This is a genomic window from Variovorax paradoxus, assembly GCF_009755665.1.
Classification (GTDB): domain Bacteria; phylum Pseudomonadota; class Gammaproteobacteria; order Burkholderiales; family Burkholderiaceae_C; genus Variovorax; species Variovorax paradoxus_G.
In genome coordinates, this window is record NZ_CP046622.1 from 3,400,372 (window position 1) to 3,426,905 (window position 26,534).

The 26,534-nt window shown below is 65.2% G+C and carries 30 protein-coding genes and 1 tRNA gene; 21 read left to right on the forward strand and 10 right to left on the reverse strand.

The window, feature by feature from the left end:
* Positions 1-2 precede the first annotated feature (2 nt).
* Positions 3-521: a DUF4124 domain-containing protein gene (locus GOQ09_RS15810; protein WP_157614378.1), complete on the reverse strand. Its 519-nt coding sequence runs from the start codon at positions 519-521 to the stop codon at positions 3-5.
* Between the two features lie 121 nt (positions 522-642).
* Here GOQ09_RS15810 and GOQ09_RS15815 point away from each other — a divergent pair, with 121 nt between their 5' ends.
* The 14 genes from GOQ09_RS15815 (at position 643) to GOQ09_RS15880 (ending at position 6,960) form a co-directional block, all read left to right on the forward strand.
* Positions 643-846: a hypothetical protein gene (locus GOQ09_RS15815; RefSeq protein ID WP_157614379.1), complete on the forward strand. Its 204-nt coding sequence runs from the start codon at positions 643-645 to the stop codon at positions 844-846.
* Positions 847-849: 3 nt separating this feature from the next.
* Complete coding sequence (locus GOQ09_RS15820) at positions 850-1,224, forward strand: hypothetical protein (RefSeq protein ID WP_157614380.1); 375 nt, start codon at positions 850-852, stop codon at positions 1,222-1,224.
* Positions 1,221-1,562 carry a hypothetical protein gene (locus tag GOQ09_RS15825; protein ID WP_157614381.1) on the forward strand — a complete coding sequence of 114 codons (342 nt, stop codon included), beginning with the start codon at positions 1,221-1,223 and terminating at the stop codon, positions 1,560-1,562. The genes GOQ09_RS15820 and GOQ09_RS15825 overlap by 4 nt, the downstream gene beginning before the upstream one ends.
* The gene (locus GOQ09_RS15830) at positions 1,559-1,870 is read left to right on the forward strand and encodes a hypothetical protein (RefSeq protein WP_157614382.1); all 312 of its coding nucleotides are present in this window, start codon (positions 1,559-1,561) and stop codon (positions 1,868-1,870) included. Before GOQ09_RS15825 ends, GOQ09_RS15830 begins: the two co-directional genes overlap by 4 nt.
* Positions 1,870-2,142 carry a hypothetical protein gene (locus GOQ09_RS15835; protein ID WP_157614383.1) on the forward strand — a complete coding sequence of 91 codons (273 nt, stop codon included), beginning with the start codon at positions 1,870-1,872 and terminating at the stop codon, positions 2,140-2,142. Before GOQ09_RS15830 ends, GOQ09_RS15835 begins: the two co-directional genes overlap by 1 nt.
* Before the next feature lie 168 nt (positions 2,143-2,310).
* Positions 2,311-2,478 (forward strand): hypothetical protein, encoded by a 168-nt coding sequence (locus tag GOQ09_RS15840; protein WP_157614384.1) that lies wholly within the window; start codon positions 2,311-2,313, stop codon positions 2,476-2,478.
* The gene (locus GOQ09_RS15845; protein WP_157614385.1) at positions 2,475-2,819 is read left to right on the forward strand and encodes a hypothetical protein; all 345 of its coding nucleotides are present in this window, start codon (positions 2,475-2,477) and stop codon (positions 2,817-2,819) included. The genes GOQ09_RS15840 and GOQ09_RS15845 overlap by 4 nt, the downstream gene beginning before the upstream one ends.
* Before the next feature lie 19 nt (positions 2,820-2,838).
* Positions 2,839-3,534, forward strand: coding sequence for a hypothetical protein (locus tag GOQ09_RS15850; RefSeq protein WP_157614386.1), 696 nt, complete (start codon positions 2,839-2,841; stop codon positions 3,532-3,534).
* On the forward strand, positions 3,531-4,448 hold the full coding sequence (locus GOQ09_RS15855) for a DNA cytosine methyltransferase (protein WP_157614387.1): 918 nt from the start codon (positions 3,531-3,533) through the stop codon (positions 4,446-4,448). The genes GOQ09_RS15850 and GOQ09_RS15855 overlap by 4 nt, the downstream gene beginning before the upstream one ends.
* Entirely contained in the window at positions 4,445-5,200 is a 756-nt protein-coding gene (locus GOQ09_RS15860; protein WP_157614388.1) for a hypothetical protein, read from the forward strand. Before GOQ09_RS15855 ends, GOQ09_RS15860 begins: the two co-directional genes overlap by 4 nt.
* A complete protein-coding gene (locus GOQ09_RS15865; RefSeq protein ID WP_157614389.1) occupies positions 5,197-5,652 on the forward strand; it encodes a hypothetical protein in 456 nt (151 codons plus the stop codon). Before GOQ09_RS15860 ends, GOQ09_RS15865 begins: the two co-directional genes overlap by 4 nt.
* Entirely contained in the window at positions 5,649-6,008 is a 360-nt protein-coding gene (locus GOQ09_RS15870) for a hypothetical protein (RefSeq protein WP_157614390.1), read from the forward strand. Before GOQ09_RS15865 ends, GOQ09_RS15870 begins: the two co-directional genes overlap by 4 nt.
* A complete protein-coding gene (locus tag GOQ09_RS15875) occupies positions 6,005-6,763 on the forward strand; it encodes a morphogenetic protein (RefSeq protein ID WP_157614391.1) in 759 nt (252 codons plus the stop codon). The genes GOQ09_RS15870 and GOQ09_RS15875 overlap by 4 nt, the downstream gene beginning before the upstream one ends.
* Entirely contained in the window at positions 6,760-6,960 is a 201-nt protein-coding gene (locus GOQ09_RS15880; RefSeq protein WP_157614392.1) for a helix-turn-helix transcriptional regulator, read from the forward strand. Before GOQ09_RS15875 ends, GOQ09_RS15880 begins: the two co-directional genes overlap by 4 nt.
* On the opposite strand, the gene GOQ09_RS15885 is transcribed toward GOQ09_RS15880, so the two are convergent.
* The 7 genes from GOQ09_RS15885 to cysS all read right to left on the reverse strand — a co-directional run bounded on the left by GOQ09_RS15885 (position 6,917) and on the right by cysS (position 13,831).
* Positions 6,917-8,074, reverse strand: a complete 1,158-nt coding sequence (locus tag GOQ09_RS15885; RefSeq protein WP_165442090.1) for a tyrosine-type recombinase/integrase — start codon at positions 8,072-8,074, stop codon at positions 6,917-6,919. The two genes, GOQ09_RS15880 and GOQ09_RS15885, sit on opposite strands and share 44 nt — an antisense overlap.
* 271 nt (positions 8,075-8,345) lie before the next feature.
* A tRNA-Ser gene (locus GOQ09_RS15890) sits at positions 8,346-8,438 on the reverse strand.
* Positions 8,439-8,464: 26 nt separating this feature from the next.
* Positions 8,465-9,733 (reverse strand): aspartate kinase, encoded by a 1,269-nt coding sequence (locus GOQ09_RS15895; RefSeq protein WP_157614394.1) that lies wholly within the window; start codon positions 9,731-9,733, stop codon positions 8,465-8,467.
* Between the two features lie 67 nt (positions 9,734-9,800).
* Positions 9,801-10,778: a tRNA lysidine(34) synthetase TilS gene (gene tilS, locus GOQ09_RS15900; RefSeq protein WP_157614395.1), complete on the reverse strand. Its 978-nt coding sequence runs from the start codon at positions 10,776-10,778 to the stop codon at positions 9,801-9,803.
* An 11-nt stretch (positions 10,779-10,789) separates the two neighbouring features.
* A complete protein-coding gene (locus tag GOQ09_RS15905) occupies positions 10,790-11,770 on the reverse strand; it encodes an acetyl-CoA carboxylase carboxyltransferase subunit alpha (RefSeq protein WP_126749515.1) in 981 nt (326 codons plus the stop codon).
* Between the two features lie 16 nt (positions 11,771-11,786).
* Complete coding sequence (locus GOQ09_RS15910) at positions 11,787-12,437, reverse strand: DNA-3-methyladenine glycosylase family protein (protein ID WP_157614396.1); 651 nt, start codon at positions 12,435-12,437, stop codon at positions 11,787-11,789.
* A gap of 17 nt (positions 12,438-12,454) precedes the next feature.
* Positions 12,455-13,831 (reverse strand): cysteine--tRNA ligase, encoded by a 1,377-nt coding sequence (gene cysS / locus GOQ09_RS15915; protein ID WP_157614397.1) that lies wholly within the window; start codon positions 13,829-13,831, stop codon positions 12,455-12,457.
* 192 nt (positions 13,832-14,023) lie between these two features.
* Here cysS and GOQ09_RS15920 point away from each other — a divergent pair, with 192 nt between their 5' ends.
* The 6 genes from GOQ09_RS15920 to GOQ09_RS15945 all read left to right on the forward strand — a co-directional run bounded on the left by GOQ09_RS15920 (position 14,024) and on the right by GOQ09_RS15945 (position 18,137).
* Complete coding sequence (locus GOQ09_RS15920; protein WP_157614398.1) at positions 14,024-14,614, forward strand: tetratricopeptide repeat protein; 591 nt, start codon at positions 14,024-14,026, stop codon at positions 14,612-14,614.
* A 78-nt stretch (positions 14,615-14,692) separates the two neighbouring features.
* Complete coding sequence (locus GOQ09_RS15925) at positions 14,693-15,298, forward strand: peptidylprolyl isomerase (protein WP_157614399.1); 606 nt, start codon at positions 14,693-14,695, stop codon at positions 15,296-15,298.
* Positions 15,299-15,328: 30 nt separating this feature from the next.
* Positions 15,329-15,841, forward strand: coding sequence for a peptidylprolyl isomerase (locus tag GOQ09_RS15930; RefSeq protein ID WP_157614400.1), 513 nt, complete (start codon positions 15,329-15,331; stop codon positions 15,839-15,841).
* A 34-nt stretch (positions 15,842-15,875) separates the two neighbouring features.
* On the forward strand, positions 15,876-16,646 hold the full coding sequence (locus GOQ09_RS15935) for a UDP-2,3-diacylglucosamine diphosphatase (RefSeq protein WP_157616731.1): 771 nt from the start codon (positions 15,876-15,878) through the stop codon (positions 16,644-16,646).
* An 8-nt stretch (positions 16,647-16,654) separates the two neighbouring features.
* Positions 16,655-17,446, forward strand: coding sequence for a zinc-dependent peptidase (locus GOQ09_RS15940; protein WP_157614401.1), 792 nt, complete (start codon positions 16,655-16,657; stop codon positions 17,444-17,446).
* A 94-nt stretch (positions 17,447-17,540) separates the two neighbouring features.
* Entirely contained in the window at positions 17,541-18,137 is a 597-nt protein-coding gene (locus GOQ09_RS15945) for a hypothetical protein (protein ID WP_157614402.1), read from the forward strand.
* 90 nt (positions 18,138-18,227) lie between these two features.
* On the opposite strand, the gene GOQ09_RS15950 is transcribed toward GOQ09_RS15945, so the two are convergent.
* Positions 18,228-21,146 carry a DUF349 domain-containing protein gene (locus GOQ09_RS15950; RefSeq protein WP_431769313.1) on the reverse strand — a complete coding sequence of 973 codons (2,919 nt, stop codon included), beginning with the start codon at positions 21,144-21,146 and terminating at the stop codon, positions 18,228-18,230.
* A 130-nt stretch (positions 21,147-21,276) separates the two neighbouring features.
* A complete protein-coding gene (locus GOQ09_RS15955) occupies positions 21,277-25,086 on the reverse strand; it encodes a DUF748 domain-containing protein (RefSeq protein ID WP_157614404.1) in 3,810 nt (1,269 codons plus the stop codon).
* Positions 25,087-25,679: 593 nt separating this feature from the next.
* Between GOQ09_RS15955 and GOQ09_RS15960 the strand changes: the two genes are divergently transcribed.
* The gene (locus GOQ09_RS15960) at positions 25,680-26,531 is read left to right on the forward strand and encodes a lytic transglycosylase domain-containing protein (RefSeq protein WP_157614405.1); all 852 of its coding nucleotides are present in this window, start codon (positions 25,680-25,682) and stop codon (positions 26,529-26,531) included.
* Positions 26,532-26,534 lie beyond the last annotated feature (3 nt).

Consider the following 26,534-nt stretch of genomic DNA (forward strand, 5'->3'; position numbering starts at 1 on the left):
GCTCAGGTGCCAGGAGCCCTGCATCCTTGGCGGTCGCATTCAGCCTGAAGCCGATCCACCAATCGGTCGGCGCCCGACACACGGTTTTGGCACGTTGTCGCGGCCGCTTGCATCTCAGATGCGATAGCCTGATTGCGCGTCGCCCCAGCGAGATTGTTGTTTGAACTCGCGGTGCGTGACGCCATCGCGCGTTGTTGCTCTTCGCAAGCCACACGCTGCCGATCCGCGTCGAGCTTCGCATCGTTGAGCTTTACCCAGCGCTCACGCTGCATGCGCTCATCGGCCAGGGTGTCCGTAAAAGTTTTCTTGTCTCCGCCACTGCCAGGCGCGCCAGCGGGCGACACAGCCGCTTTAGTCGGATCGGGACCTGAAGCCGGCCGCACTTCGACCTTACTACCCGCGCTACCGGCACACGGCGTCTGCTGAAACTGCAGCTTGCCAGTCGCATCGGGGCATTTGTAGACCTGCGCCGTTGCACTCGAGGCAGCGACAAGACAACACAGCACAAACAACAGCTTCACGAGTCCCTCCGATTCGAGCTTTAAGCGGCCCGTCAACTAATTTTGCTCGACTCACTTAAACACCGTGTTGACAGACTTATAAACGCCATGTTTAATTCGCCATCCCAACCAAGGAGTTGCTATGGCGAAATCGATCACCGCGGGCCGCAGGTACCGCTGCTACTACACCCCACGCGACAAGCTGGGGCACCTCACCCAGTCGGAAACCGGCTACCTCCCGTTCGTGCAGCTTCGCGCCGCTAACGCTGAAGACGCCCAAGTTGCCGCCAACCACGTCACCGGCTGCCCCGTCGCCGATGTCGTTCGCCTCGAGCACGCGAGCTAAGCGATGCGCGGCGTCAAAGCTCACCACGCCACGAGCACGGGCGCAGCCTCAGGCTTTATCCCGACCGGCTCGACGCGCGTAGACATCTGGATTCGCAAGGTCGGCACTCGCCGCCAGGCGTTCTACCGCTGCCCCGCCGTTGGCGTCTCGGCATGGCAGGCCATGGGGCTCCCGCTAGCCGACAAGGCGCTCAAGGCAGGCACCGTCTCGCTGCCCGGCATCGAAGGCGGAACCGTTCGCCTTCATACCGAAGACGCGCCCACGCACCCGATGCACGAAGCGTTCGGCAGGCAGGCGCAAGCCCTCAACGGTCAGATCGACGCGTTGAACCTTTCGGCCGCTGGCGCGGCGCCGGCCATGCAAGGCGGTGTCGCATGAGCATCGCGCAGCACACGCCGGGGCCGTGGTTCGTCGAGCCGTGCACCGAAGGCCCGAGCTGCGGCATGTGGTCGGTGGCCCGCTGGAATCCCGCGCCGGAACCCGGGTACGACTACGAGTCCATGATCGACGCGCACGGCGGCGAAGCACTGTTCGGCAGCCCCGCCGAGGCCCGCGCCGCCATCGCCAAGGCCGAGGCAGTCGACGACTACAAGGGCGTCCGCTGCATCTGTGTCCAGACAGGGTGCCGCGCAGGCCCCGGATGCCCGCACTACGGCGCCAACTGCAGGGGCCACATCACCGCCATCGCCGAGGCCACCGGGAGCGCAGCATCGTGAGCGCCGTCCCCTTCGCCTATGTTCGCGACACCTACGGCGTGCCCGCAGCTATCGGCCGGCGCGTCACCGTCGATGGCAGGCCTGGCGTGATCGCCGAGGACCGCGGCCATTACATCGGCGTCAACTTCGACGCCCACAAGCCGGGCGACATCCGCAACGCGCATCCGACCTGGAAGGTTGAATACCTCGGCATGGGCGCGGTGCGCCCGATGACGCGCAGCCAGCGCCGCTACGAAGCCTTCCTCGATGCGGATTCCGGCCTGCGCTTCGGTGAATGGCTGCGCACAACGTGGGCGAAGGCGGTCTGATGGCCTTCCTCTTTCGCTGCCCCGAGTGCCGCACGCGGCGTCGCAGCCATGGCCTGTTCACGCAGCACCTGCGCGAAACCGGCCATCGCCTGTGCCGGTGTGGCGGATACCACTACGAGCACCGCCCGGGTTCGCCCTACTGCGAGCGCAACCCAATGAGCGCGGCGCTGCTCGCGAGCCGGCACGGCGCCTCTGACGAAGAGGTGTTCGACATCGCGCTCGAGATTGCCCTCACCACTCCGGGCCGCGCCGTCGCGGCCTGCCCTTTCTGAAAGGCCGGCCATGCGCTCGACCTCATTTCAAGAAACCGGCGTTGGCCTTCTGAGGACATCGCCCGTGAAGCCCATCCCGGGCTTTCTCGCGACCGCCGCTGCGTTGGCGGTCTTCATCGTCCTGCCCATCGTGCTTGCCGCGATGTGTGTCTACGGCTGGAGCACACCATGATTGTGATCGTTTCCCCTCGCCCGCGGCGCCCCAAGCAGCCGCAACAAACCGGACCCATCGGCGGCCTCGCCGACAGCCGATTCCATTACACGCCGAGCTTCGCGACCGACATCCGCAAGACGCTCAAGCGCATCCGCGCAGAGCAGCGAGGTACGCGGCCATGACGACGACCACCACCGGCGTTTTCTTCGTGGGCAAGGACTATCCGGGCCGCCCCGCCGTCAGCGAACACCACGACGACAGCAAGACCTTCGTGCTGAAGATGCGCGTGATCGACAACCAAGGCCCCGGCCGCGTCGAGGGCTACGTCGTGCGTTGGCCCGGCGCCGCCGCCGAAGCGTGGCGCAAAGCCAACCCCGCAATCAAGGCCGGCGATGCGCTGCGCCTGGTGCTCATCAATCCGCGCTCGCTTCTCGGGCCGCGCGGCACCCCCGAAACCAGCGCCCAGGTCAGCACATGCGAGCTGCTGCCGGCGCGCGCACCCGCCACGGCGCAAGCCGCCTAACCCTTTCGAGATTTCACACATGAAACAACACATCATCGGCTTGTCAGGCTGGGCAGGCTCCGGAAAAGACACCGTGGCCGATCTGCTCGTGGCGCACGCGCACTTCCGCAAGCTCGCCTTCGCTGACGCCCTCCGCGCAGAGGTCGCCGACGCCTTCGGGTTGACGCTCAAGGAACTGGCAACCCCGCACCTGAAGAGCACGCCCAACACGGCCCTGCGGATGCGCGGCGCGCCGCGCGACTTCCTCGCTGCCGTGGTGCTATCGCTCAGCGTGGCCGCACCCGACCACCGCACGCCGCTCAGCGACGAATGGCTCGACCTGCCGCGCACGCCGCGGCAAATCCTGCAGTGGTGGGGCACCGAGTACCGCCGGTCGCAGCATGGCCGCTATTGGACGCGCGCCCTTTTGTCCCGGCTGGTGGAATACCAGCGCAACGGCGAAAAGCGGTTCGTCATTACTGATGTGCGCTTCGACAACGAAGCCGACACCCTGCGCACCGCCGGCGGAACCATCTGGCAGGTCACCCGGCCAGGCTACTGCGGCGAGGGAGAGAACGCCCACGTCAGCGCGACCAATGGCACCCGGTTTCAGCCCGAAGCGGTCATCGCCAACCTGCACGATGTTCGCCATCTGCAGGGCTTGGTGCTGACCGAATTCATCGCGCGAGACTTCGGGCTCGACCGCGCAAGCATTCGATTTGCGGTGAACGCATGAGAGCTATCGACCTCTTCGCAGGTGCCGGCGGGTTCTCCACCGGCGCCGTGCAGGCTGGATGCACAGTGGTGTGGGCGGGCAACCACTGGCAAGCCGCGGTGGACGTTCACGCCGCCAACCACCCACACACCGAGCACGCATGCCAGGACTTGCAGCAAGCCGACTGGCGCGCAGTGCCCGCCCACGATCTTCTTCTGGCCTCCCCCGCCTGCCAAGGGCACAGCCCGGCGCGCGGCAAAGAGAAGCCGCACCACGACGCGCTGCGCAGCACCGCGTGGGCGGTCGTCTCGGCAGCCGAGTACCACCGCCCGCCGGTGCTGATCGTGGAGAACGTTCCCGAGTTCTCCGATTGGGCGCTCTATCCTGCGTGGCAGCTTGCGATGGAAGCGCTGGGGTACGCCCTTGCACCGATGGTGATCGATGCAGCGAATCACGGCGTGCCTCAACATCGGAGCCGGCTGTTCATCGTCGGCACACGCAGCAAGCACCCGATTTCCCTGAAGCTGCCCCAGCGCGAGCACGTTCCCGCGAGCGCTATCGTGAATTTCGACGCGGGCGCATGGTCCCCCATCCGCACGGCGAAGCGCAGCCCCGCGACGCTTCGGCGCATCCACCAAGGCCGCCGCGACCTCGGTTGTGGGCGCTTCCTAATTCCGTACTACGGCAGCGGCTCGGGACTCACCGGGCGGAGCATCCATAGACCTATCGGAACCATCACTACGGTTGACCGCTGGGGCGTAGTGCGCGGCAACCGCATGCGGATGCTCCGAGCAGACGAAGCGCGCGCCGCGATGGGCTTTCCGGGTGACTACCAACTCCCGGCGCAACACAAGGCCGCGATGCACATGCTGGGCAACGCCGTTTGCCCGCCTGTCGCACGCGATCTGATCGCCAGCCTCTTGGAGGCCGCATGACCCGCATCGTTTGCCAGTTCTCATGCGGAGCCGCCTCGGCGGTCGCAACGAAGCTCGCGCTCGCCCAGTACAGCGGGACGCACGACGTGCAGATCATCAATGCCTTCCTCAAGCAAGAGCACAAGGTCAACCGCCGGTTTCTGGCCGATTGTGAGAGTTGGCTCGCCCGCCCGGTCACTGTGCTGCGCGATGAAAAGTACGGCGCATCGACGGTTCAGGTCTTCCGGCGCGAACGCTTCATGAAGGGGCCGAACGGCGCGCCCTGCTCGCGTCTGCTCAAGCGCAAGCTGCTCGATGCGTGGAAGCAGCCAGGCGACATCATGGTGTTCGGCTACACCGCCGAGGAAGAAGACCGCCTAGACGACTTCCGCGAGCGAAATCCTGACCGCCCAGTGATCGCGCCGTTGATCGACCGCGGCCTCTCAAAGAGCGACTGCAAAGCGATGGTCGAGCGCGCCGGGCTCGTGCCTCCGCTCATGTACCGCCTCGGCTATGACAACGCGAATTGCATCGGATGCGTGAAGGGCGGCGAGGGCTATTGGCGCGCGATTGCACAGGACTTCCCCGAAGAGTTTGAAGAGCTGTGCCAGGTGCAGGACGAGATTGGCGAAGGCGCTTACCTCTTCCGCGACCGAAAGACCGGTATCCGCTACTCGCTGCGCGACCTTCCGCCCGGCCCAGTCCGACGAAACGAAGCGCTGCCTTCGTGCTCCTTTTTTTGCGACATGGCCGAACAGGAGTACGCAGCATGAAGCGCCGATACCCTCGCTCCAACGTCAATCCGGCGACGTGGGCAATGCTCATCGCCGCACGCCAGGACACGCACCCAGGCACCGCCGATGACGTAATGCTCAAGCTGCACGATGCGTTTTGCCAGCTCAAGGCCGGCACGACCGACGATGACTTTTTCGACCGCCTCGCATCGTGCATTAACGTCGGACTCGTGCGCGCCGAACAGATCGACCCGGTATGTGTCGCGCCGATGGTCGCCGCGCGCGATGCGCTGATCCGATGCGACGGCATCCGCGGGCGCCATGGCCGCTATGGCTTCGACGGGCCCGGCCTCCACGCCATGACGGCAGGCCTCGAGGTCTACGAAGAAATGTTGCGCAACAGCACGCCGCAGCAGATGGCCGAGGCCGCAGCAACTTTCCACCACCTCACGCTGCGCCAGGCCGCAGCAGAACAGCGAGCGGCAGCATGAGCAGCAGGACCGCCCTTTGGCGCGTAGTGAAGCGCCTTGCCCCGGAGCTGGAACCATCCCGACGCGTCGAGCTGGTCGAAGCCATTCTCACAACCACCGACGCGATGGCGGCAACCGAGATTGCCTCAGCCGGCCCGCTCGTGTCCGTGGCTGGGGTCGATGTCACCGCCAACCGGATGACGGTCGAGTTTCACAACCCCCACGACCTGCACACGCTGCAGGACGCGGCGCGCCTGGTGCGCCGCTCTGGGTATCCGCTTAGCGCAGAGGCGCTCGAAGGCTTGCACGCCCGGCTCAACGCTGCCGCCGCGCTGCAAAGACGCCTTCGCAGCACACACCAGAAGGTTCCCGCATGAGTCCGCCAGAATTCATCAATACGCGCCGCGTGCCAGTCAGCCAATTCCCGCACGAGCGCCCCATCCTGTTCTCCGCGTCCATGGTGCGCGCGCTACTCGACGGCAGCAAGACGCAGACGCGGCGCGTGGTGAAGCCGCGGCGCGACCGAGGCATCGGCTGTGACCTGGCGCCGCATGAGATCGCCGGCGAGATCAATGGCGGCGACTTCACGAATGCCGTGTACGGCGCGCCGGGCGAGCGCCTATGGGTCCGTGAGTCATGGCAAGGTCCGCTCATCGATAGCGACCTCTTCGAACAACATGGCGGCGACATGGCCCCGTTCAGGAAGCCTGACTACTGCCGCTACGCCGCAGACGGTGGCCCGCGGCCCGAATACCTCGATGCCGACGATAGGTTGCGGCAAGGCTGGAAGCCAGGCATTCACATGTTCCGCTGGGCCAGCCGCATCACTCTCGAAATCACCGGCGTTCGGATCGAGCGCCTGCAGTACATCACGGAAGCCGACGCCCTCGCCGAGGGTACGCCCGGCGGCCACGGGACCGTACCCGGGTACGGCTATGCCGCGACACCAGTTGAGCACTACCGCTGGCTATGGGAATCGCTCAATGCCGCCGGACGCCCCGTGCTCCCCGCTGATCCACAAGCCAAGCGCTACTGCCGTGTGAAAGCGTGGCTCGACAAGCATCCCGACACCACGAGCTGGGCCGCAAACCCGTGGGTGTGGGTCGTTGAATTCAGGAGGTTAGAAAAATGAAGCTGTTGCGCATCCCCGAGGTCTGCCAACGCGTGCGCCGCGGAAAGTCCACGATCTACAGCGAGGTCAAGAAGGGAACTTTCCCGGCGCCAATGAAGCAAGGCAGCGGCAACTACTGGCTGGAGTCGGAAATCGACGCCTACTTGCAGAAGCTCATTTCTGAGCGTCCAGCCAATCCGCCCACGCCTGCATCATGAGTACGCGGTCGTCCCAGTACTCCGCACGGTTGTATGCGCCCTTGAGTCTGGCGTCGACCTCGTGCGACAGCTGCTTTTCGATGAAGCGAGTGTCGACCTTCAGGCGCTCATCCAAGACGGTACGGGCCATCGCCCGGAACCCGTGGGGCGAGTGTTTCCCTTCATAGCCGCAGGCATTCAACCGCCCCGACAGAGTTCCCTCTGACAGCGGCTTGCCATAGCGCCGGCCCGGGAACAGCCACCCCTCATTGCCAACGACGCCTTGGTGCTGCCGCAGCAGCTCCACGACTTGCGGAGCGAGGGGCACCCAGTGCTCAAGCCTGCCCTTCATGCGCTCGGCCGGTATGACCCACCTGGCCTGTTGAAGATCAAACTCGGCCCACGTCGCTTCACGAATCTCTGTTGGTCGCTGAAACACATACGACGAAAAAAGCAGCGCCGCGCGCACCGTCCAGTTCTCGGTCCGGCGCAAGGCGACCATCAGCGCCTTCACGTCAGCATGATTCGTGACGGCAGGAAAATTCATGGCCTTGCGCGTCTTGAAACTGCGCAGCGTGCCCATCGGCACCGGAGACGCGAGCAAGAGCGGTCGGCTCTCGTCGTCGATCCCGAACTCGAATAACTCGCGCAGCCACATGCGCAGCCGCCGCACCATCTCGAAAGCACCGCGCTCTTCAATCGCACGCAATATTTCGAGGATTTCGGCGCGCGTCACCAGGTGCGGGGCCTTGGCGCCGAGCCTCGGGAACACGTCCTTCTTCATGGCGGCTTCGATGTTGCCGCGATAGACGGCGCTCTTGTCGCTCTTCGTAGTGGCCATCCAGTCGTCGAACAGCAAGCGCAAGGTGTCGGGCGATGCAGCGCTTGCGCGGGCCTTTTTTTCTTCGGCCCGCTTCTCCGCTGGATCGGCGCCAGCGGCGATGAGCCGGCGCGCCTCTTCGGCCTTTTCGCGCGCAAGCGCCAGAGTCACGGTGGGCCACCGCCCGAGCGTCAGGTCGGTGCGCCTGGTGGTCGAGTAGCGCAAGACCCAAGAGGCGGAGCCGTTCGGCTGCACCACGAGCATTAATCCGTCGCCGTCGCCAATGCGCTGCGGCTTCTTCTTCTCGGCGGCCACCTTGGCGGCCTCCGTCAATCGAGCCTTGAGTGCCAGTGCCGTGAGTGTGTGTCGAGCCATGGGCGCGGGTTTTACCACACCGCTTTCTGAGAGGGTCTTACCACAGGCCAAGCGCCCTACCACGGCGCGTACCACGCGCTGCGGCTGGCTCGGCCTGGAAAACGTTGGAAAAGCCAGGTACGCTAAAGACGCTCAGCCAAAGAAAAAGCCCCGTAAATCAACGATCTACGGGGCTTATTCGGAAGGTTATGGATTGCTCCAAAACCTCAATTGGCGGAACCGGAGGGATTCGAACCCTCGATGAGGCTCTACACCCCATACTCCCTTAGCAGGGGAGCACCTTCGGCCACTCGGTCACAGTTCCTGAAAGAAGCCGAGATTATGCCACTGTCAGGCGGCAGGTTGGTCCAGATCGAAGGCTTTGTGCAACGCGCGCACCGCCAATTCCATATATTTTTCGTCGATGACGACCGAGGTCTTGATCTCGCTGGTCGAAATCATCTGGATGTTGATGCCCTCTTCGCTCAGCACGCGGAACATCTTGCTGGCGACGCCCACGTGGCTGCGCATGCCGATGCCCACGATGCTGACCTTGCAGATCTTGGTGTCGCCCACGATCTCGGTCGCGCCCAGCGAGGGCATGACTTTCGATTGCAGCAGGTCGACCGTCTTCGCATACTCGTTGCGGTGCACGGTAAAGCTGAAGTCGGTGCGACCGTCCTTGCTGAGGTTCTGGATGATCACGTCGACTTCGATGTTGGCGTCCGCCACGGCACCGAGGATGTGATACGCGATGCCCGGCTTGTCGGGCACGCCCAGCACCGAGATCTTGGCTTCGTCGCGGTTGAAAGCGATGCCGGATACAACGGCTTGTTCCATGTTTTCGTCTTCCTCGAAAGTGATCAGCGTGCCGGACTTGGCCTCTTCATTGATGTCGATGTCCCAGGGCGTGAAGCTCGAAAGCACGCGCAGGGGCACCTTGTATTTGCCGGCGAATTCCACCGAGCGGATCTGCAGCACCTTGGAGCCCAGGCTCGCCATCTCGAGCATCTCTTCGAAGCTCACGGTCGAGAGGCGGCGCGCATCGGGCTCCACGCGCGGGTCAGTGGTGTAGACGCCGTCCACGTCGGTGTAGATCAGACACTCGTGGGCCTTCATGGCGGCCGCAATGGCCACGGCCGAGGTGTCGCTGCCGCCCCGGCCCAGCGTGGTGATGTTGCCGCTGTCGTCCACGCCCTGAAAGCCGGTAATGACAACCACCTTGCCGGCATCCAGGTCGGCGCGGACGCGTTCGTCGTCGATGCTCTCGATGCGGGCCTTGGTGTAGGAGCTGTCGGTGCGCACCGACACCTGCCATCCCGCGTAGCTCACGGCTTCCATGCCTTCGGCCTGCAGGGCAATGGCCAGCAGCGCGGACGAAGCCTGTTCGCCGGTGGCGGCGAGCATGTCGAGTTCGCGGCCGTGGGCGTCGCTGGGTTTGCTCGGAGCCAGCTCTTTGGCCAGGCCGAGCAGGCGATTGGTTTCGCCGCTCATGGCACTCGGGACCACGATCATCTGGTGGCCGGCGCGCGCCCACTTCGCGACGCGCTTGGCGACATTCTTGATGCGCTCGGTCGAGCCCATCGACGTACCGCCGTATTTGTGAACGATCAATGCCATGGGTGAATTCAGAGAAAAAGAAAGGGCCGCTGCACTCCCGAGTGCCGACGCGGCGCCCTGCAAGCCGTCAGCGCGAAGCCTTGGGCGAGGGCCTGGAATTGTACCAATGCAAAAAATCGCCCCGCCGCTCGACGAAACCGTTGGCCACCTTGAGGTGGATGCGGTGGCCGCGGGTCGTGCACGCTTGCAACTGGCTCAGCAATTGGTCGAGCTGCGCCGCGCTGGGGACGCAGCCGTGCGCCTGCATCAGCCAGTATCGCAGCAGGTTGGCTTGGCGCGCATGTGAAAGCAGCCGCAGTGGGGCAATGCGCGGTGGAGCGCCCACTGTGGCCAGGTCTTGCGCCGCCAGTTCGCCCAACAGCTCCTGCGCCTGCGCGGCATGGCCGATGCTGCGGGTGAAGGTGGAGCGGAATTGCGGAAAAGCCTGCGCCAGCGCCGGCAACAGCACGGCGCGGATGCGGTTGCGGGTGTAGCGCTCGTCCTGGTTGGTCGGATCCTCGATCCAGGGCAAGTCGAGCCCCTTCAGCCAGGCACGGATATCGGCACCGGGCACGGCCAGCAACGGCCGGTAGATGTCGAGCCCATGACGCTGCGCATGCGCCGGCATGGCCGCAAGGCCCGGCAACCCCGCCCCCCTGGACAAGGCGAGCAGCAGTGTCTCGACCTGGTCGTCTGCATGGTGCCCGAGGACTATTGATTTGATAGCGCCAGCCGATTCGCCCGAGAGAGCCATTGCTGCAAAGGCCTCGTAGCGCGCACGCCGTGCGGCATCTTCAGGACTGTCGCCCCGCGCATGCCGGGCATCGACGCGATGGACGACCAGCGGCACGCCCAGCCGCTCACACACCTCGGCGCAATGCCGCTCGAAATCGTCGGCCACAGCTTGCAGCCCGTGGTGTACATGAAAGGCCACCACCTGCCCCGGCCATGCCGACGCGCAAGCGGCCAGCAAGGCCGTGGAATCCGCCCCGCCGCTGAAGCCCACCGCCAACGGCAGATACGCTGGCTCGAACGCGGCCATCGCGCGTTCGAAGGCTTCGTTCATGGGGCGCTTGCTTATCTGCCGGTGTCGGCCTTGGTGTCGTTGAAGCGCCCGTAGCTTTGCAGGCGTTCGTAGCGGCGATCGAGCAGCTCTTTCGGCTTCAGGTCGCTGACCTGGCGGAAGGCGTCGTTGAGCGCGCGCTTGAGAAAAGCAGCCATTTGGCGGTGGTCGCGGTGCGCGCCGCCGACCGGCTCGTTCACGATCTTGTCGACCAGGCCCAATGCCTTCAGGCGGTGCGCGGTAATGCCGAGGGCATCGGCCGCTTCCTGCGCCTTGTCGCTGGTCTTCCAGAGAATGGAAGCGCAGCCTTCGGGGCTGATGACCGAGTAGATGGAGTACTGCAACATCAGGAGCTGGTCGCCCACCGAGATTGCGAGGGCGCCGCCGGAGCCGCCTTCACCGATGATGGTGACGATGATCGGCACTTCGAGCTGCGCCATCTCGTAGATGTTGCGGCCGATGGCTTCGGACTGGCCACGCTCCTCGGCGTCGATGCCGGGATAGGCGCCGGGCGTATCGACGAAGGTGAAGACCGGCAGCTTGAATTTTTCGGCCGTCTTCATGAGCCGCAATGCCTTGCGGTAGCCCTCTGGCTTGCTCATGCCGAAGTTGCGCGCGGTGCGCTCTTTGGTGTCGCGCCCCTTCTGGTGGCCCAGCACCATGCAAGGCGTGCCATTGAAGCGTGCAAGCCCGCCGACGATCGAAAGGTCGTCCGAAAAATGCCGGTCGCCATGCAGCTCGACGAAGTCGGTGAAGATTTCGTTGACGTAGTCGAGCGTATAGGGGCGCTCCGGATGCCGTGCGATCTTGGTGATCTGCCAGGGCGTCAGGTCGCTGTAGATGTCTTTGGTGAGTTGCTGGCTTTTCTTGCCCAGCTGGTCGATTTCCTCCGAGATGTCGACCGCCGATTCGGTCTGTACATAGCGCAGTTCTTCGATCTTGGATTCGAGTTCAGCAATGGGCTGCTCGAAGTCGAGGAAGGTTCGTTTCGCCAACGTCTTCTCCTGTTGTTCAGTATGCGACCGGTACCGGGTCGAGCGAGCGCCAAATATACCAAGTTGCCACACTGCAAAATGGCGCCCAGGCCACGGCGACGTCGCGGGCATCACTGCGGCTCACGGGATCGCCCGAAAAATAGTTCACGCTGATGCCGTTGAGCAGGCCCAGGTCGTCCACAGGCAGCACATTGGGCCGCATCAGGTGAAAGATGAGGAACATTTCAGCCGTCCAGCGGCCGATGCCGCGAATGGCCACGAGCTCTTCGATGATGAGCTCGTCCGACATGTCCTTCCAGGCGTCGACGTGCACCGCGCCCGAATCGAAGTGAATGGCCAGGTCGACCAGGTACTCGACCTTGCGCGCCGACAGCCCTGCCGCGCGCATGTCGTCGACCTTGAGCTTGAGCACGTTGGCCGGGGTCAGCTTGCGCGGAAGCACCGCGAACTTGTCCCACACCGTCTGCGCGGCCTTCACTGAAATCTGCTGGCCCACGATGCTGCGCGCGAGCGTGGTGAACGCATCGCCGCGCGACTCGAGGCAGGCATCGCCGAACTTCGGAATCAACCGCTTCATCACGCGGTCCTTCTTGGCCAGGTGCTTGCAGGCCTCCTCCCAGTAATCGGGCGTGAAGATCTGGACGCTCGATTTCCTGGTTGCAGGCATTGGGTTGGTGGTTCCGTTCACTGCGCTGCGGCCCAGGTCGTGCCGGTGGGCGAATCCTTGAGCACGATGCCCTGCGCCAGAAGGTCGTTGCGGATGCGGTCGGCCTCGGCAAAGTTCTTTGCGGCCTTGGCGGCCGCGCGTGCATCGATTTGCGCCTGGATGGTGGCTTCGTCCAGCGTGGTGCCTGCACGCAGGAAGCTGGTCGGATCGCTCTGCAGAATGTTCAGGCAGCCGCCCAGCGCCTTCAGCAAGCCGGCCTGCGCGGCCGACCGCGTGCGGTTCACCTCGCCCGCCAGATCGAACAGCACGGCAACGGCTTCGGGCGTTGCAAAGTCCTCGTCCATGGCGGACTTGAAGCGAGCCGCGTACGGATCGCTCCAGTCGATGGCCACGGCCTCGGGCGCGACCAGTTCGAGCGCCGTATAAAGCCGCTTCAGCGAATTGCGGGCGTCGTCCAGGTGCACGTCGCTGTAGTTGAGCGGACGGCGATAGTGCGCCCGCACGACAAAGAAGCGGATGGTTTCCGCGTCGTACTTCTTGAGCACATCGCGAATCAGGAAGAAGTTGCCCAAGCTCTTGGACATCTTCTCGTTGTCGGTCACGATGAAGCCGTTGTGCATCCAGTAGTTGGACAGCGGCTTGCCGGTTGCGCCTTCGCTCTGCGCAATTTCGTTCTCGTGGTGCGGGAACTGCAGGTCTTCGCCGCCGCCATGGATGTCGAGCGTTTCGCCGAGCAGTTCGCAGGCCATGGCCGAGCACTCGATGTGCCAGCCCGGGCGGCCCGCGCCGAACTCGCTGGCCCACTTCACCTCGTCGGGCTCGCTCGCCTTGGCGCTCTTCCAGAGCACGGGGTCGAGCGGGTCGTCCTTGCCGTCGAGCACGGCCACGCGCTCGCCCGCATGCAGCTCGTCGATGGACTTGCCGCTGAGCTTGCCGTAGCCGGGGAACTTGCGGATCGCGTAGTTCACGTCGCCGTTCTCTGCACGGTAGGCCAGACCTTTCTTCTCGAGCGTGCCGATCATCGACAGCATTTGCGGGATGTAGTCAGTGGCGCGAGGTTCGTGGCTGGGGCGCTCGATGCCGAGCGCGTCGGCGTCTTCGTGCAGCGCGTCGATCATGCGGTCGGTGAGCGAGCGGATCGTCTCGCCGTTCTCGACGGCGCGGCGAATGATCTTGTCGTCGATGTCCGTGATGTTGCGCACATAGGTCACGGCATAGCCGCTGGCCTTGAGCCACCGCTGCACCAGGTCGAAGGCGATCATCGAGCGCGCATGGCCCAGGTGGCACAGGTCATAAACCGTCATGCCGCACACGTACATGCGCACCCGGCCCGGTTGCAATGGGGAGAACTCCTCCAGTTCACGCGAAAGCGTGTTGTAGATGCGCAGACTCATGAGGCTCGGAAAGCGTCGCTTCGCGCACGTGCGGCACGGGCGAACGACGTTGAATTTCAGGGGTGACGGGACAGTGGCCGCGAGGGGTTGGACATGGCCCCTCGGCTACAATGCATCGCAGTATAAACGGCTGCTGCCGTGTACATTCCGGGTGTTTTCGAGGCCCGCACTTCCCAATCTTGCCGAGGCTTCATGAAGCACGTCGCGTTCTCCAAACTCTCCATCGCCTTTGCACTGCTCTTCAGCCTGTGGGGTTCCACCGCGTACGCCAACGACTACGACGACGTGAACACGCTGCTGCGCCAGGGCAAGTCGAACGAGGCGCTCGCCAAGGCCGACGCGTACATTGCCGGCAAGCCGCGCGATCCGCAGATGCGCTTTCTGCGAGGCGTGATCCTCACCGAGCAAAAGAAGCAGAACGAGGCCATCGCCGCGTTCACGCAGCTGACGCAAGACTTCCCCGAATTGCCCGAGCCCTACAACAACCTGGCCGCGCTCTATGCGGCGCAGAGCAAGTTCGACCAGGCACGCGCCGCTCTGGAACAGGCGCTCAAGCTCAACCCCAACTACGCCACCGCGCATGAAAATCTCGGCGACGTGTATGCGCGTCTCGCCGCCCAGGAATATGTGCGGGCGCAGCAATTCGCCAGCACCAACGCGAGCGTCGCGCCCAAGCTCTCGCTGATCCGCCAGATCTTCAACCCGAAAGCCGAAGCGCAAGCCGCAACGCTGCCACCGCCTCCGGCGGAAGTTCGCAAACCGGTCGGCCGCCCGAGCAAGTAACCGGCCGCACGCGCACCGGACCGCGGCAGCTTGCGTTGCCGGGCCCGCACCCCACATCATTCGCACACGGAGCTTTCCTTGACGATCCAAGCCTTATTCAATTTCCCGTCCACCCGATTCAGCCGCCGCGGCGCGTTCGCGCTGGCCGCAGCCCTCGCCTTTGCCGGTACCGTGCATGCGCAGCAGGCCGGCCCGCGCGTGAAGCTCGCCACCTCGGCCGGCGACATCCTCGTCGAACTCGATCAGGCCAAGGCACCCAAGACAGTCGAGAACTTTCTGCAGTACGTCAAGGACAAGCACTACGACGGCACAGTGTTCCACCGTGTGATCGACGGCTTCATGATCCAGGGCGGCGGCTTCACGGCCGAGATGCAACAAAAGCCCACGCGCCCGCCCATTGCCCTCGAAGCCAATAATGGCCTGAAGAACGACAGGTACACCATTGCCATGGCGCGCACCGGCAACCCGAATTCGGCCACGTCGCAGTTCTTCATCAACGTGAAGAACAACGACTCGCTCAACGCGCCCAATCCCGACGGCTACGGCTACACGGTGTTCGGCCGCGTCGTGTCCGGCACCGACGTGGTCGACAAGATCCGCGCTGTTCAAACCGGTAACAAGGGCGGCATGCAGAACGTGCCGCTCGAGCCCATCATCATCAAGTCCGCCACACTGGCGAAGTAATTTCCGAACATCCGAAAGAAGGACTCCCTCATGAGCAACCCCAAAGTCGAACTGCACATCAAGAACTACGGCGTGATCACGCTCGAGCTCGACAGCGCCAAGGCCCCCAAGTCGGCCGAAAACTTCGTCAACTATGTGAAGAACGGTCACTACGACAACACGGTGTTCCACCGTGTGATTCCGGGCTTCATGGTGCAAGGCGGCGGCTTCGAACCCGGCATGAAGCAAAAGCCCACCGGCGCCGAAATCGAGAACGAAGCCAACAACGGCCTCAAGAACGACAACTACACCGTGGCCATGGCCCGCACGAGCGCACCGCACTCGGCCACCGCCCAGTTCTTCATCAACGTGGCCGACAACGGCTTCCTGAACCACACCGCCCCCTCGGCCCAGGGCTGGGGCTACGCGGTGTTCGGCAAGGTCACCGGCGGCACCGATGTCGTCGACAAGATCAAGGCCGTGAAGACGGGCCGCAAGGGCTTCCATGACGACGTGCCGCTCGAAGACGTCGTGATTGAAAAGGCTGTTGTCGTCTCCGAATAACGACCAGCAAGAGCAGGCGGGGCGCGACATCGGCATGGCGGCAAATCCGGCTTTCAAGGAGTTGCTCGCTCCGCCGACGTGGCGCACCGTCGACCTGATTTCGGACCTGCATCTGCAGGCCGAGGAGCCCGTCACCTTCGAAGCGTGGCAGGGCTATTTGCAGACCACGCCGGCCGATGCGCTGATCATCCTCGGCGACCTGTTCGAAGTGTGGGTGGGCGACGACGCCGCCGCCCTGCCCGGCTTCGAGGCGCATTGCGCCGAGCTGCTGCGTCGCACCGCCGAACGGCTGCCGGTGTACTTCATGCACGGCAACCGCGACTTCCTCGTGGGCCCAGCGCTTGCGGCGCAATGCGGCTTCACGCTGCTGGACGACCCCACAGTGCTGGTGCTGCACGGTGAACGGTGGCTTCTGAGCCACGGCGATATTCTTTGCCTCGACGACACCGACTACCTCAAGTTTCGCGCCCAGGTGCGCACGCCTGAGTGGCAGGCCGCATTTCTGGCCAGGCCGCTTGCCGAACGCCGCGCGCTCGCACGGTCGATGCGCGAGCAAAGCGAAGACCGCAAACGCGACCCGTCGACGCTTTGGGCCGATGTGGATGGCGGTGCCGCCCGCCAGTGGCTTGAGCAGGCGCGCGCGCGCACACTGGTGCACGGCCATACGCACCGTCCCGCCGACCACGACTTGGGCGACGGCCTCCAGCGCATGGTGCTGAGCGACTGGGACGTGGCGGCCCATCCGCCGCGCGCGCAGCTGCTGTGCCTTTCACCCGCCGGCGCGCAACGCGTCGATCTGCGTTAACCAACGCAATGTTCAAGTGGCTGCGCCAGTTGCGCGCCCTGCCCCCGATTCCCGAAGCGGCCTGGCAGGCGACGCTCGAGCGCTATGCCTTTCTGGGCGAATTGCCTCACCTCGTACAGCAACGGCTGCGCACCCTCACGGCTGAATTCCTGCGCGACAAGGAATTTCACGGCACGCAGGGCTTCGTCATCACCGACGAGGTCGCGCTGGCAATTGCCGCGCAGGCGGTGCTGCCGGTTCTCAACTTGAAAGGCGGCCTGGACTGGTACGACGATTTTGTCGGCATCGTGGTGCATCCGTCGGAGGTCGTCGCGCGGCGCAAGATCGTCGACGAAGCGCAGGTGGTGCACGAATACGACGAGGTGGTGGCCGGCGAGGCCATGGACCGCGGCCCGGTGATGCTGAGCTGGCAGGATGTGCTCGCAAGCGGCATCACCACTGGCGGCGGCTACAACGTCGTGATCCACGAGTTCGCCCACAAGATCGACATGCGCGCAGGCGATGCCGACGGCTGTCCGCCGCTGCCGCCGGGCTTCGCGGGCAAGAAGAATGCGCGCGAGTCTCGCGCCGCCTGGCTTGCGGTGCTGCAGCCGGCGTATGAAGACTTTCGCGAGAAGACGATCCTCGCTGACCGCTTCGGCGCCGAGCCGCCATGGCTCGACGACTATGGCGCAACATCGATCAGCGAGTTCTTCGCGGTGGCCTGCGAGGCCTACTTCGTGAACCGTCCGAACTTCGCGCGGGACTTCCCCGCGGTGGTGGCGCTGTTCGATGAGTTCTTTCTTCCTAAACAGAGCTGATCGCCCGCCAATTCTTCATTCATTGCTACCTATTCAGTAGCAATTTGCCCCTTAACATCGGCGGGTTATCAACTCACCGAAAAAGGTCAACAACATGAGGGATTGGTTCTATCAGCTCACGGGCAAGGCATGGATCGCGCTGCTGTTCGGCGTCGGCATCCTGGGATGGGCAGCCTATGCACAGTTCAAGGCGGGCGCCGACACGCACGGCACCGCGGTGGAAGACTTGGTTGCCAAGAGCGGCACGATCGTCAGCGGCAGCGAGATCACCGAAACCACCAAGCGCCGCCGCGGCGGCACCACGACGCGCCACTACTTCGTGCTCGATGCGAAGCTCGCCGACGGGAGCACCGAGAAATGGCGCGTCGACCATGCCATCGGCCGAAGCAAGGTCGAGCCGCTGATCGACGAAGCCATCGAAGTGCGCATCGATCCCTCGGACAACAATCTCGTGTACGAGGCCAAGCTCAAGGGCCAGCCGGTGGTCGCGCTCGCCGACGTGCAGAAGATCATGGAGAACAAGGACAAGGTCGCGGCATCGATGGCCACGGACAAGACCACCCTGATCGTCGGCGCCGTCGCGCTGCTGCTGGGCATCGGCGGGCTGTTCGCCCGGCGCCGGATGGCGAGCGGCCATGCGGCCGAGCAGGCGGCCGTCGTCCAAACGCCCACGATTGGCGAGAAAGTCTGATCCACGCGATTTCATCGCACCAAGAAAAAGGCGCCCCGCGGGGCGCCTTTTTCTTGCATGGCCGTCGGAGCCGGTGCGCGGGTGCGCGCCTTACTTGCGCAGCAGCGCCTTCAACGCGTTCTGCAAACGTCGCGCGCTGGCCGCATCGTGCGCTGCAGCCAGCACCTTGCCGGCGTCCTGGCCCCAGGTCTGTGCCGGCGGGGGATCGCCGCGCTTCGTCAGCAACTTGAGTTGCAGCGCGCGGCGTGCGTCGAGTTGCTCCGCAGGCGTCGGCACTTCGGCGGCCATTTCGAGGCGCAACAGTGCTTCGGCGGCTTCATCGGGTGCGGCCTTGGGTGCCGAACCGATGGCCTGAGACCAGCCGCTGCGCACCGCGGGCGTGACCGCGCGGCCCAGCTCCTGAACGCTGGGCAGCTTGGAGGCATCGCGTTGCTCCCATGCGCCGAGCACTTGCGTTAGCGCTTCGCCGTGGGCCTGGGCCGCCAGCTTGCGCAGCGCCATGTCCGCACGCTCGAGGGCTTCGCGTTGCGCGCGGAAAGCCGCGTCGCCAAGCCGCGGACCTCGGTCTTCGAAGCGCGGCGGGCGGTCGCCGAAGCGTCCGGCCGGTGCACCGCGATCGCCGCGGTCGCCACGGCCATCAGCGCGAGGTGCCCCGCGCTCGCCAGGACGACCAGGGCCGCCCGGGCCCGGACGGGCGCCATCGCGCCGATCGCCGAACCGGCCGCCTGCACGGGCTGCCGGGGCTGCTTCGGCCTTCTTGTTACCAGGACGGTCGTCGCCGCGCACGGCAACCACCGGCTTGGGGGCCGGCTTCGGCGGTGCGGGCGGTGCCTTGGCTTCTTCGGCCGCAGCGGGTTCGCTGCCTTCGTGTGCCGCGCTGTCGGCCCGCGCCGAAGAATCCGCGCCATCGGCCGGTGCCACCAGGTCTGTGTTGGCGGCGGGCGGCGGTTCGGCGCGCGTGCCTGGCAGGGCTTCCGCATCGCTCGAGCCCGGAGCCTGTTCGGCGCTCTCGCCGAATTCGGCCGCAGCCTGCCCGGGTGCGACCACCTCGGTGGCGCCGACCGAAGGTCCGTCGCTGGAGGGCGCGGGTGCTGGCGGGGGCGCCTCGCCGCGCAGCGCGGCTTCGAGCCGGGCGATGGCGGCGCGAATCTTCTGCACATCGCCGCCGGCATTGGCAGCGTCGAGCGCCTTGGAGGCCTCGAGCACATGGCGGTCGTGTTCGCTCATCGCGGTTGCGGACTTCTCGCGCTCCGCAGTCTTGCGATTGAAGGCTTCATCGATGGGTGCGCGGAACGCGTCCCACAGCTTCTGTTCGTGGCGGCGGTCGAGCGGCACGCTCTGGGCCTCCGCCTGCCAGCGCTGCTGGAGGGCCTTGACGGCATCGATGCGCAGCATGGGCTGGGCGCCGAGCTCTGCGGCCTCGGCGATCATGGCCTGGCGCCGTTCGATGCTCGCCTTTTGCGCCGTCTCGAAAGGTGCGCGTGCAGCGCCGAATGCTTCGTTCCACTGCGGCTGCAGTTCGGCGAAGACCTTCTCACCCACGTGGCCGGCATCGCGCCAGCGGTCGGCAAACTGGTGCAGCGCGCGGTTGTGCGCCTTCAGGTCGGAGGGGGTGGCGTGCTCGGCCGCCCAGGCCTTGACCTCTTCGATCAGCGCCACGCGGTGGGCACGATGCTCGGCCGCATCAGCGCGAACCTTTTCGAGCCAGGCTTCGACCACCTTGTGGGCTTCGTTGCAGGCTTCGTCGAAGCGCTTCCAGAGCGCATGATTGGGCACGCCGCCCTGGTCGGCCTGCTTCCATTGGTCGCGCAGCGAGCGCAGCGTTTCCTGCATCTTGCGGCCACCGAGGGCTTGGCCTTCGGGGCGCTTGAGCAGGCCTTCGGCCTTGGCGACGAGATCTTCGCGCACCTTGTCGGCGCTCCAGCGCTGCCAGCCTTCGAGTTCGCCGGCCGCCACCAGCGCCGCATGCACGCGCGCTTCGAGCGGGGCATCGACGAGCTTGCCGTGTTCCTTCAGCACCGCGCGCAGTGCCGCGGCCGCGCCAGCGCTGGCCTTGCCGTGGCCTTCGGCGGTTTCCTGCTCGAGCTTGGTCAGGGCCGCTTGCACGGCATCTTGAGCCGCTGCGCGCACGGCCGGGTCTACCTTGGGTGCGGCCGGCTTGGCGGGCGCGGCCTTGGGCGCCACCACTTCGCCGCGCGCGGCGCGCAGTTCGTCGGCCCACACGGGCACCGGCGGGAGCGGTGCCGCCGGGTCTGCAGCCGCGGCCTGCGCCTGGGCGAGCGCCGCGTGGAACGCGTCGGACACGACCAGCAATTGCGCCTTGGACGATTCGAGCTGCGGGGCAAACCTGGCGTCCAGGCTGCTCCAGTTGCCATCGGCCGTGATGTCGGCGGCCTGCTGCTGCCAGTGGGTCACGTCGGCGCGCAGCGATTCCTCGGCGGCCTGGGCGTCCTGCCAGCCCTTGGTCGAGAGCACTTCAAAGCGCTGCGCGAGCAGCACGGCGGCTTCGCGGTGCACCTGGGCACGGTGCTGCAGGTCTTCGATGCCCTTCACGCGCTCGGCGAGTTGCACCTTGAAACCCGCCAGCGGCTCGCGCGAGAGCGGCGCGCCGGCCTTGGCGGCGTCGCGTTGCCAGGCGAGCGCATCGGCAATGTTGAGTTTGGATTGGCCCAGCAACGCCTCGGCCTTTTGCGCCCATTCGGCGGCAATGGCTTCCTGGCCCTTGGCACGCTTGAGTTCGTCGAGCTTTTCGCGCAAGAGGCGCGCCGCGCCCTTGTCGCGGCCGCTCAGCTCCTTGAAGACTTCCTGCATCTGCTCGGGCGCGGGGTTGCCCGCGAGCCAGTCGCGGATGCGCGCGGCGCGCTCGCCCGAGGTTGGCGCGGTGAAGGCGCCGCCGGTGAGCGTGTCGAGGGCCTGGAGGTCGTGTGGCTTGGAAGAAGTAGAGGTCACTTGCGCGAGATCGTTGTCTGAAGAGAGAAAGCGAAGGCGCCGGCAAAGGCCGGCGCACATCGACATTTTCACCCAGTTGTGGCGGGCGGTTGAATTCCATGCCGGGACAGCAGCCAAATAGCTGCCCGAAGGCCCGGGCGGCGGCCTACATATATAGCGAGCCGGCGCAAAAAACCAAGTGCTCTTCTGCCTACTTCATGGCCAGGTTGAGTTCGGCGCCCGGTTTCCAGTCGGCACCGCTCGCCTTGGTTTTCACGGCGCCAAGGAACAGGCGTTCGCTCGGGAGCTTTTGCGCCAGGAGGTAGTCGCGCACCACGGCGCCGCGCTCCACGGCCAGTTGCCGCATCGACTCTTCGTCGACCGGAATGCTGGTGATCAGCAGGTTTTCCATTTCCTTCACCGGCAGATCCCTGGCCAGCCCGACCATGTTGCGCGGCTTGGTGATGTCGGCGCGCTTGTACACGGCGGTCAGGAGTTCGGGGTATTCAGCATCGGTAACCGGCGGCACGTCGGTGCCCGCCTGGCCGCTGCGCACGGCCGCACGCCGCTTCTCGGCCTGGGCCAACTGGCGCAGGCGCTGGCCTTGGTAGGCATCGCGCTCCTGCTCGAGGCTGGAAGTGCCGACCACCGTCATCTGGAGGGTCGGACGCTCCGCCAAAGCCTTGGCGACCTTGTCCAGGCTTTCCTTGGCGCTCGCGCTGAGCACCGAGCTGCCAGGTTCGAAGGTGATGGTGCTCGATTCGCCGCTGCCCCCGCCGAGACCACCGGTCAGCAGGCTGAACGGCGATGTCGCCGCCTTGACGATGAGGTTGACGATTGCCTTGAAGATCAGCGGGCCGATGCTGAACTGCGGATCGTTGAGCGAACCGCGCAGCGGCAGGTCGACATCGATCACGCCGTTGCGGTCGGCCAGCAACGCCACCGCGAGCCTTACCGGCAGGCTGTTGGGCGCGCCCTGCACTTCGTCGCCGAACTGCAGCTGGTTGAGCACCAGCTTGTTGGTGGCCGTGAGCTGGCCGTCGGCCGCAATCTTGTAGTTGACGTCCATGCTCATCTTGCCCCGCTCGATGCCGTGGCCCGAATAGCGCACCGAATACGGCGAGAGCGGCGCCAGATCGAGATCGCGCATCTTGGCCGTGATGTCGAGCTCCAGCGGCTTGGCCAGCGGATTGAGCTTGCCGGTGATTTCCAGTGCCGCCGTCTGCTGCGCCTTGCCGCGCAGTTCCAGGTCGGCCAGCGCCGGGCGGCCGCTCTCGCCTCTCGGCGGGTTCGACGAGAAGGAACTGAGCTTGCCGGTCAGCTCGCTCAGGTCGGCCGAGTAGTTGGGCTTGACGAACAGGTCGGTGAAGTCGATCCGACCGTTGACCAGGCTCATCGGGCCGAAATTGATGACCGGCTTGGGCCCGGTGTCGGCTTCGGCCTGCGCCTTTGCAACCGGCGCCGAGGCCGGCCTGGCGGGCTCGGAGCTGCCGCCGACCATGGCCTCGGCCGACGCCGGGGCGCCGCCGGACTGCGGCAAGGGCGCCGTGGTGGTGCTGGTTCCGCCCAGGCTCCTGCGCGTCTTTGCCTCGGCACTCGTCGCCGCGGTGGCATTGCCTTCCGCCTCGCCCTTCTTCGTCAGGTTCAGCAGGTTCAGCCGGCCGGTGGGATCGACGATCACGCGGGCAAAAAAGTCGGTCAGGGTGGTTTCGCGAACATCCACCGCTGGCGGCGCGTTGGGCGCCATGCTCACCTGCAGGCCACGCAGGCTCAGCGTCTTCCAGCTCAGCAGCTGGTTGGTGTTGCGGTCGAAACCGGGCGACTGGGTGAGCGAGATGCTGTTGGCGCGGAAGTCGTCAAGTGCGGTGTCACCGGCAAGCTTCAGGGTCATGCCGGCTGGTGCGCTTGCATAGCGCACGGTGCCGCGATAGCTCGCGAAAGCGCGGCGGATATCCACGTTGAGTGCATCCGCGTAGTAGGCCTTGAAGGCATGGGCGGGAAAAGACGCCACCTCGAGCCGGCCTTCGGCCGAAAGCGGCTTGAGCACCACGTGGCCCTTGTAGTCGAAGCGGCCCGGTTCGGCCCGCCGCGAGCCGATACGCCCTGAAATCTGCAGCGGCGACACCGTGCTGGTCTCGGGCGCGACCTTCTGCGCGTTCAGATTGAGCGCTGTAATCTCGACCGCCACGGGCGTTGCGCTGGCCTTGTCCGCATACGAAAGCGTGCCGTTTCCGACCGCCAGCGTGCCGATGGTCAATGCCCACGGCTTGGTGTTGGCGGCGGACGATGCCGCCGCGGTCCCGGAGCCCGCGGGCTTGGGCGCGGCCACCTTGGCCGCTGCAGCCCCGCCAGCCGCCGGCGTCTTGAGCCAGCGCTCGAACATCCAGCGCTTTTCGCTGTCGCGCTCTATATGGACCTTCGGGTTCGTGGCGGTGAAAGAAGCCACGTTCAGCGTGTGCTTCGCCATGTCGACCTCGGCATCGACCAGTTCGAAGCGGCCGACGCTCGCCAAGGCAGTCTTCGCCTGGGTGAGCGCCAGGCCGTCGGCGGCCAGGCGCCGGGCCTTGAACTTGAGATCGGGCTGAGCCCAGGCGATGTCGATCTGCCCGCTGAGCTTGCCGTCGAGCGTGGGCTCCAGGCTTTGCGCCAGATAAGGAGCCGCCAGGGACAGCGGCAGCGCCTCGACTTCGGTCTGCACATCGGCCATCTTGTCGGTGGCACTGCCCTGGAACTTGAGGGTTGCGCCGGCGACTGCGGTGCTGCCGTTGAACTGGGCCGGCTTTTCCATGGGCCAGGTGACGCCGGTCACATCGAGGCCGAGCGCGCTCAGGTCGATGGCCGCGGCGGGCTTGACGGTTTCGTCGCGCCAGCCGATGCGCCCGCCGCTGAGCGCGATCTTGTCGACCTGGACCTTGAGCTTCGGTTTTTCAGGTGCCTTGCCGGCCGGAGCGCTTGCCGCTGCAGTGGGAGGAGCCGCTACTTTCTCGGCAGCCCCCGTGGCCGGGTCGGTGGCGAGCAGGTTGAGCTGGCCCTTTGCATCGCGGGCGACCGCAAGCTGCGGACCGGAGAGCGCAACTTCGCTCAGATGAAATACCGACTCCAGCGGCCGCACGTCGGCCAGCGCCAGCTTGAGCGACTCGAAGCCCAGCAAGTCGCGGCCCCGCGCATCGCCCAGCTTCGCGCCGCGGGCTTCGACTGTGCCGGTGATCTTCAGGCCGGGCGCGGCGGCCTGGGCAAAGTCGATCTTCAGGTCGGCGTCCAGGCTGCCGGCCTGCAGCTTCACCGGCAAGCCCCCGGGTATGTAGCCCAGGTAGGGCACCAGGTCGAGCCCCTTGAACTGCACATGGGCGTCGGTCTTGCGGGTTTCGGCAAACGGCGTTGTGAGCGCGGCCGAATCGAACTTGCTGCCGTTGAGGGTGAAGGCAAGCTTGGGCTCGGTGTTGATGTCGCGCTTGGAAGCCAGGTTGCTCAGGAACGGTACGTTGAGCACGAAGTCGCGCAGCTCGTGCTTGCGCTTGACGGTCTGGTCGTCGAAATCGACCGCGCCGTTCTTGATGGATATGTTGTAGATCGCGAAGCGCGCTGGCTCGGCCTTGGGGTCGGGCGGCGGGCCGGCCGCGAGCTTGGCCACGATGTCGTCAATGTCGTACTTGCCGTCGGCAAGGTGCGTGAGGAGGATGGCGGGCGACTCGACCGACACCGCATCGATCACCGGCGCCAGGCGCAAGAGCGACTGCAGCTCGGCGTCGGCATAGATGCGCTTGACGGCCACCTGGGGCCGGCTGCCATCGGCCGTGGCAATGCTCAGATCGTTCAGCGCGAGCTCGAGGCTCCAGGGCTTGAAGTCGATCTTGCCCACGGTGACCTGCCGGCCGAGCTTCTCGCTTGCGATCTTCTGGATCTGGCTCTTGGCGATCGGCGGCACCGCCAGCCAGGCAAGGACCCACAGCGCCAGAAGAACGAGCAAGGCGACGATCCCACGCCGCATCCATTTGTTTTGTTTGAGCGAAGCTACATCCATCGCGGGAGTGTGCCGCAAAGAGAAGCAAAGCTAGAAACAAGAAAGCCCGGCAATTCGACGAATGTCTCATTACCGGGCTTGATGGCGGGCATAAGACCCATGCCATCGTTTCGCGCGACCGGAAGTCAATGGTTCCTGCCGTGCTGGCAGCAAGAGATTGCCGCCATGGATCCTCCATCGTTCGAGCCCTTGACTTGCACCTCGGGCTGCCGGATTTCGGAAAACCGCCTGAGAACTCAGGCGTATTCAGATTAGGCGCCCCACGCTTGCATTGCAATCCCCGCCTCCAAGGGATTTCCCTTGCCTTTCGAATCAAGAAGTTGGATTTGTTTAAATATGTAATCATATAATGGTATGAATCCTTATTCTTGACCGAGTATTTAGCCACGCTAGAATCCGCCTGCCCCTGGCCTGCCCCAGACCCAGCAGGGGCCCCTGAACCCGCTGCCGAATTCCCACGGCTTGATCAGGTCGCCGCGCCCTCACCCCTACACCTCCATGCGCGGAGCCTGATTCGTACCAATCAAGCGCCGCTGCCTTCATCCATCGCCCTCCGGGCGCTGCGATCAGGTGCCGCATAGAAAGGAAGAGCGATGAACAAGGCGTTTGATGCCACAGCCCGCGGGCTAAGGACCTTTGCGTCCGATGTGGCAGACGGCTTTTTTGAAATCACCCACAACGGGTTTGCACTGGTCGGCCTGGCTATTGTGTTTGCGGCTCTCGCGCTGGTGGCGCGGCCCGATCTGCGCCAGACCGGCGAAGAGCAGCTCATGGGCTGGCTCCAGTCGCGCAAGCCTGCGCCCGAGGCCACCGACCTGGAGCCGACAGCCATTGTGCGCACCACGGCCGCGAGCCCCGGCGATCTGCCCAAGCAGCAAGCCGCGGTGGCCTACTGGCTCAGCAAGAAATACCGCGTGGCGGCCGAGCCGCTGAGCGTGCTCGTCGCAGAGGCATACCAACTGGGCAAGCGCACCAAGCTCGACCCGACGCTGATCCTGGCCATCATGGCGGTCGAATCGAGCTTCAACCCGTTCGCGCAGAGCCACGTGGGCGCGCAGGGCCTGATGCAGGTCATGACCCGCGTTCACGGCGACAAGTACGAAAGCGCCGGCGGCACACTCACCGCTTTCGACCCTGTGACCAACATGCGCGTCGGCGTGAAGGTGCTGCAGGAATGCATCGCCCGCGCCGGCTCGCTCGAAGGCGGCCTGCGCTACTACGTGGGCGCAGCCAATCTCGATGATGACGGCGGCTATGCCAACAAGGTGCTGGCCGAGCACGAGCGGCTACTGCAGGTGGCCAACGGCCGCAACCCTCCGACCACGACGGCGCCCATCGTTCGCGCACAGCCAATCCCCATCGCGGTACCGCCGAAGCCGCAGCAAGCTGCCGAGCCGGCAGTGGCCGATCCTCAAAAAGTCGCACTGCTTTCCGAGGTTTCCTGAGTC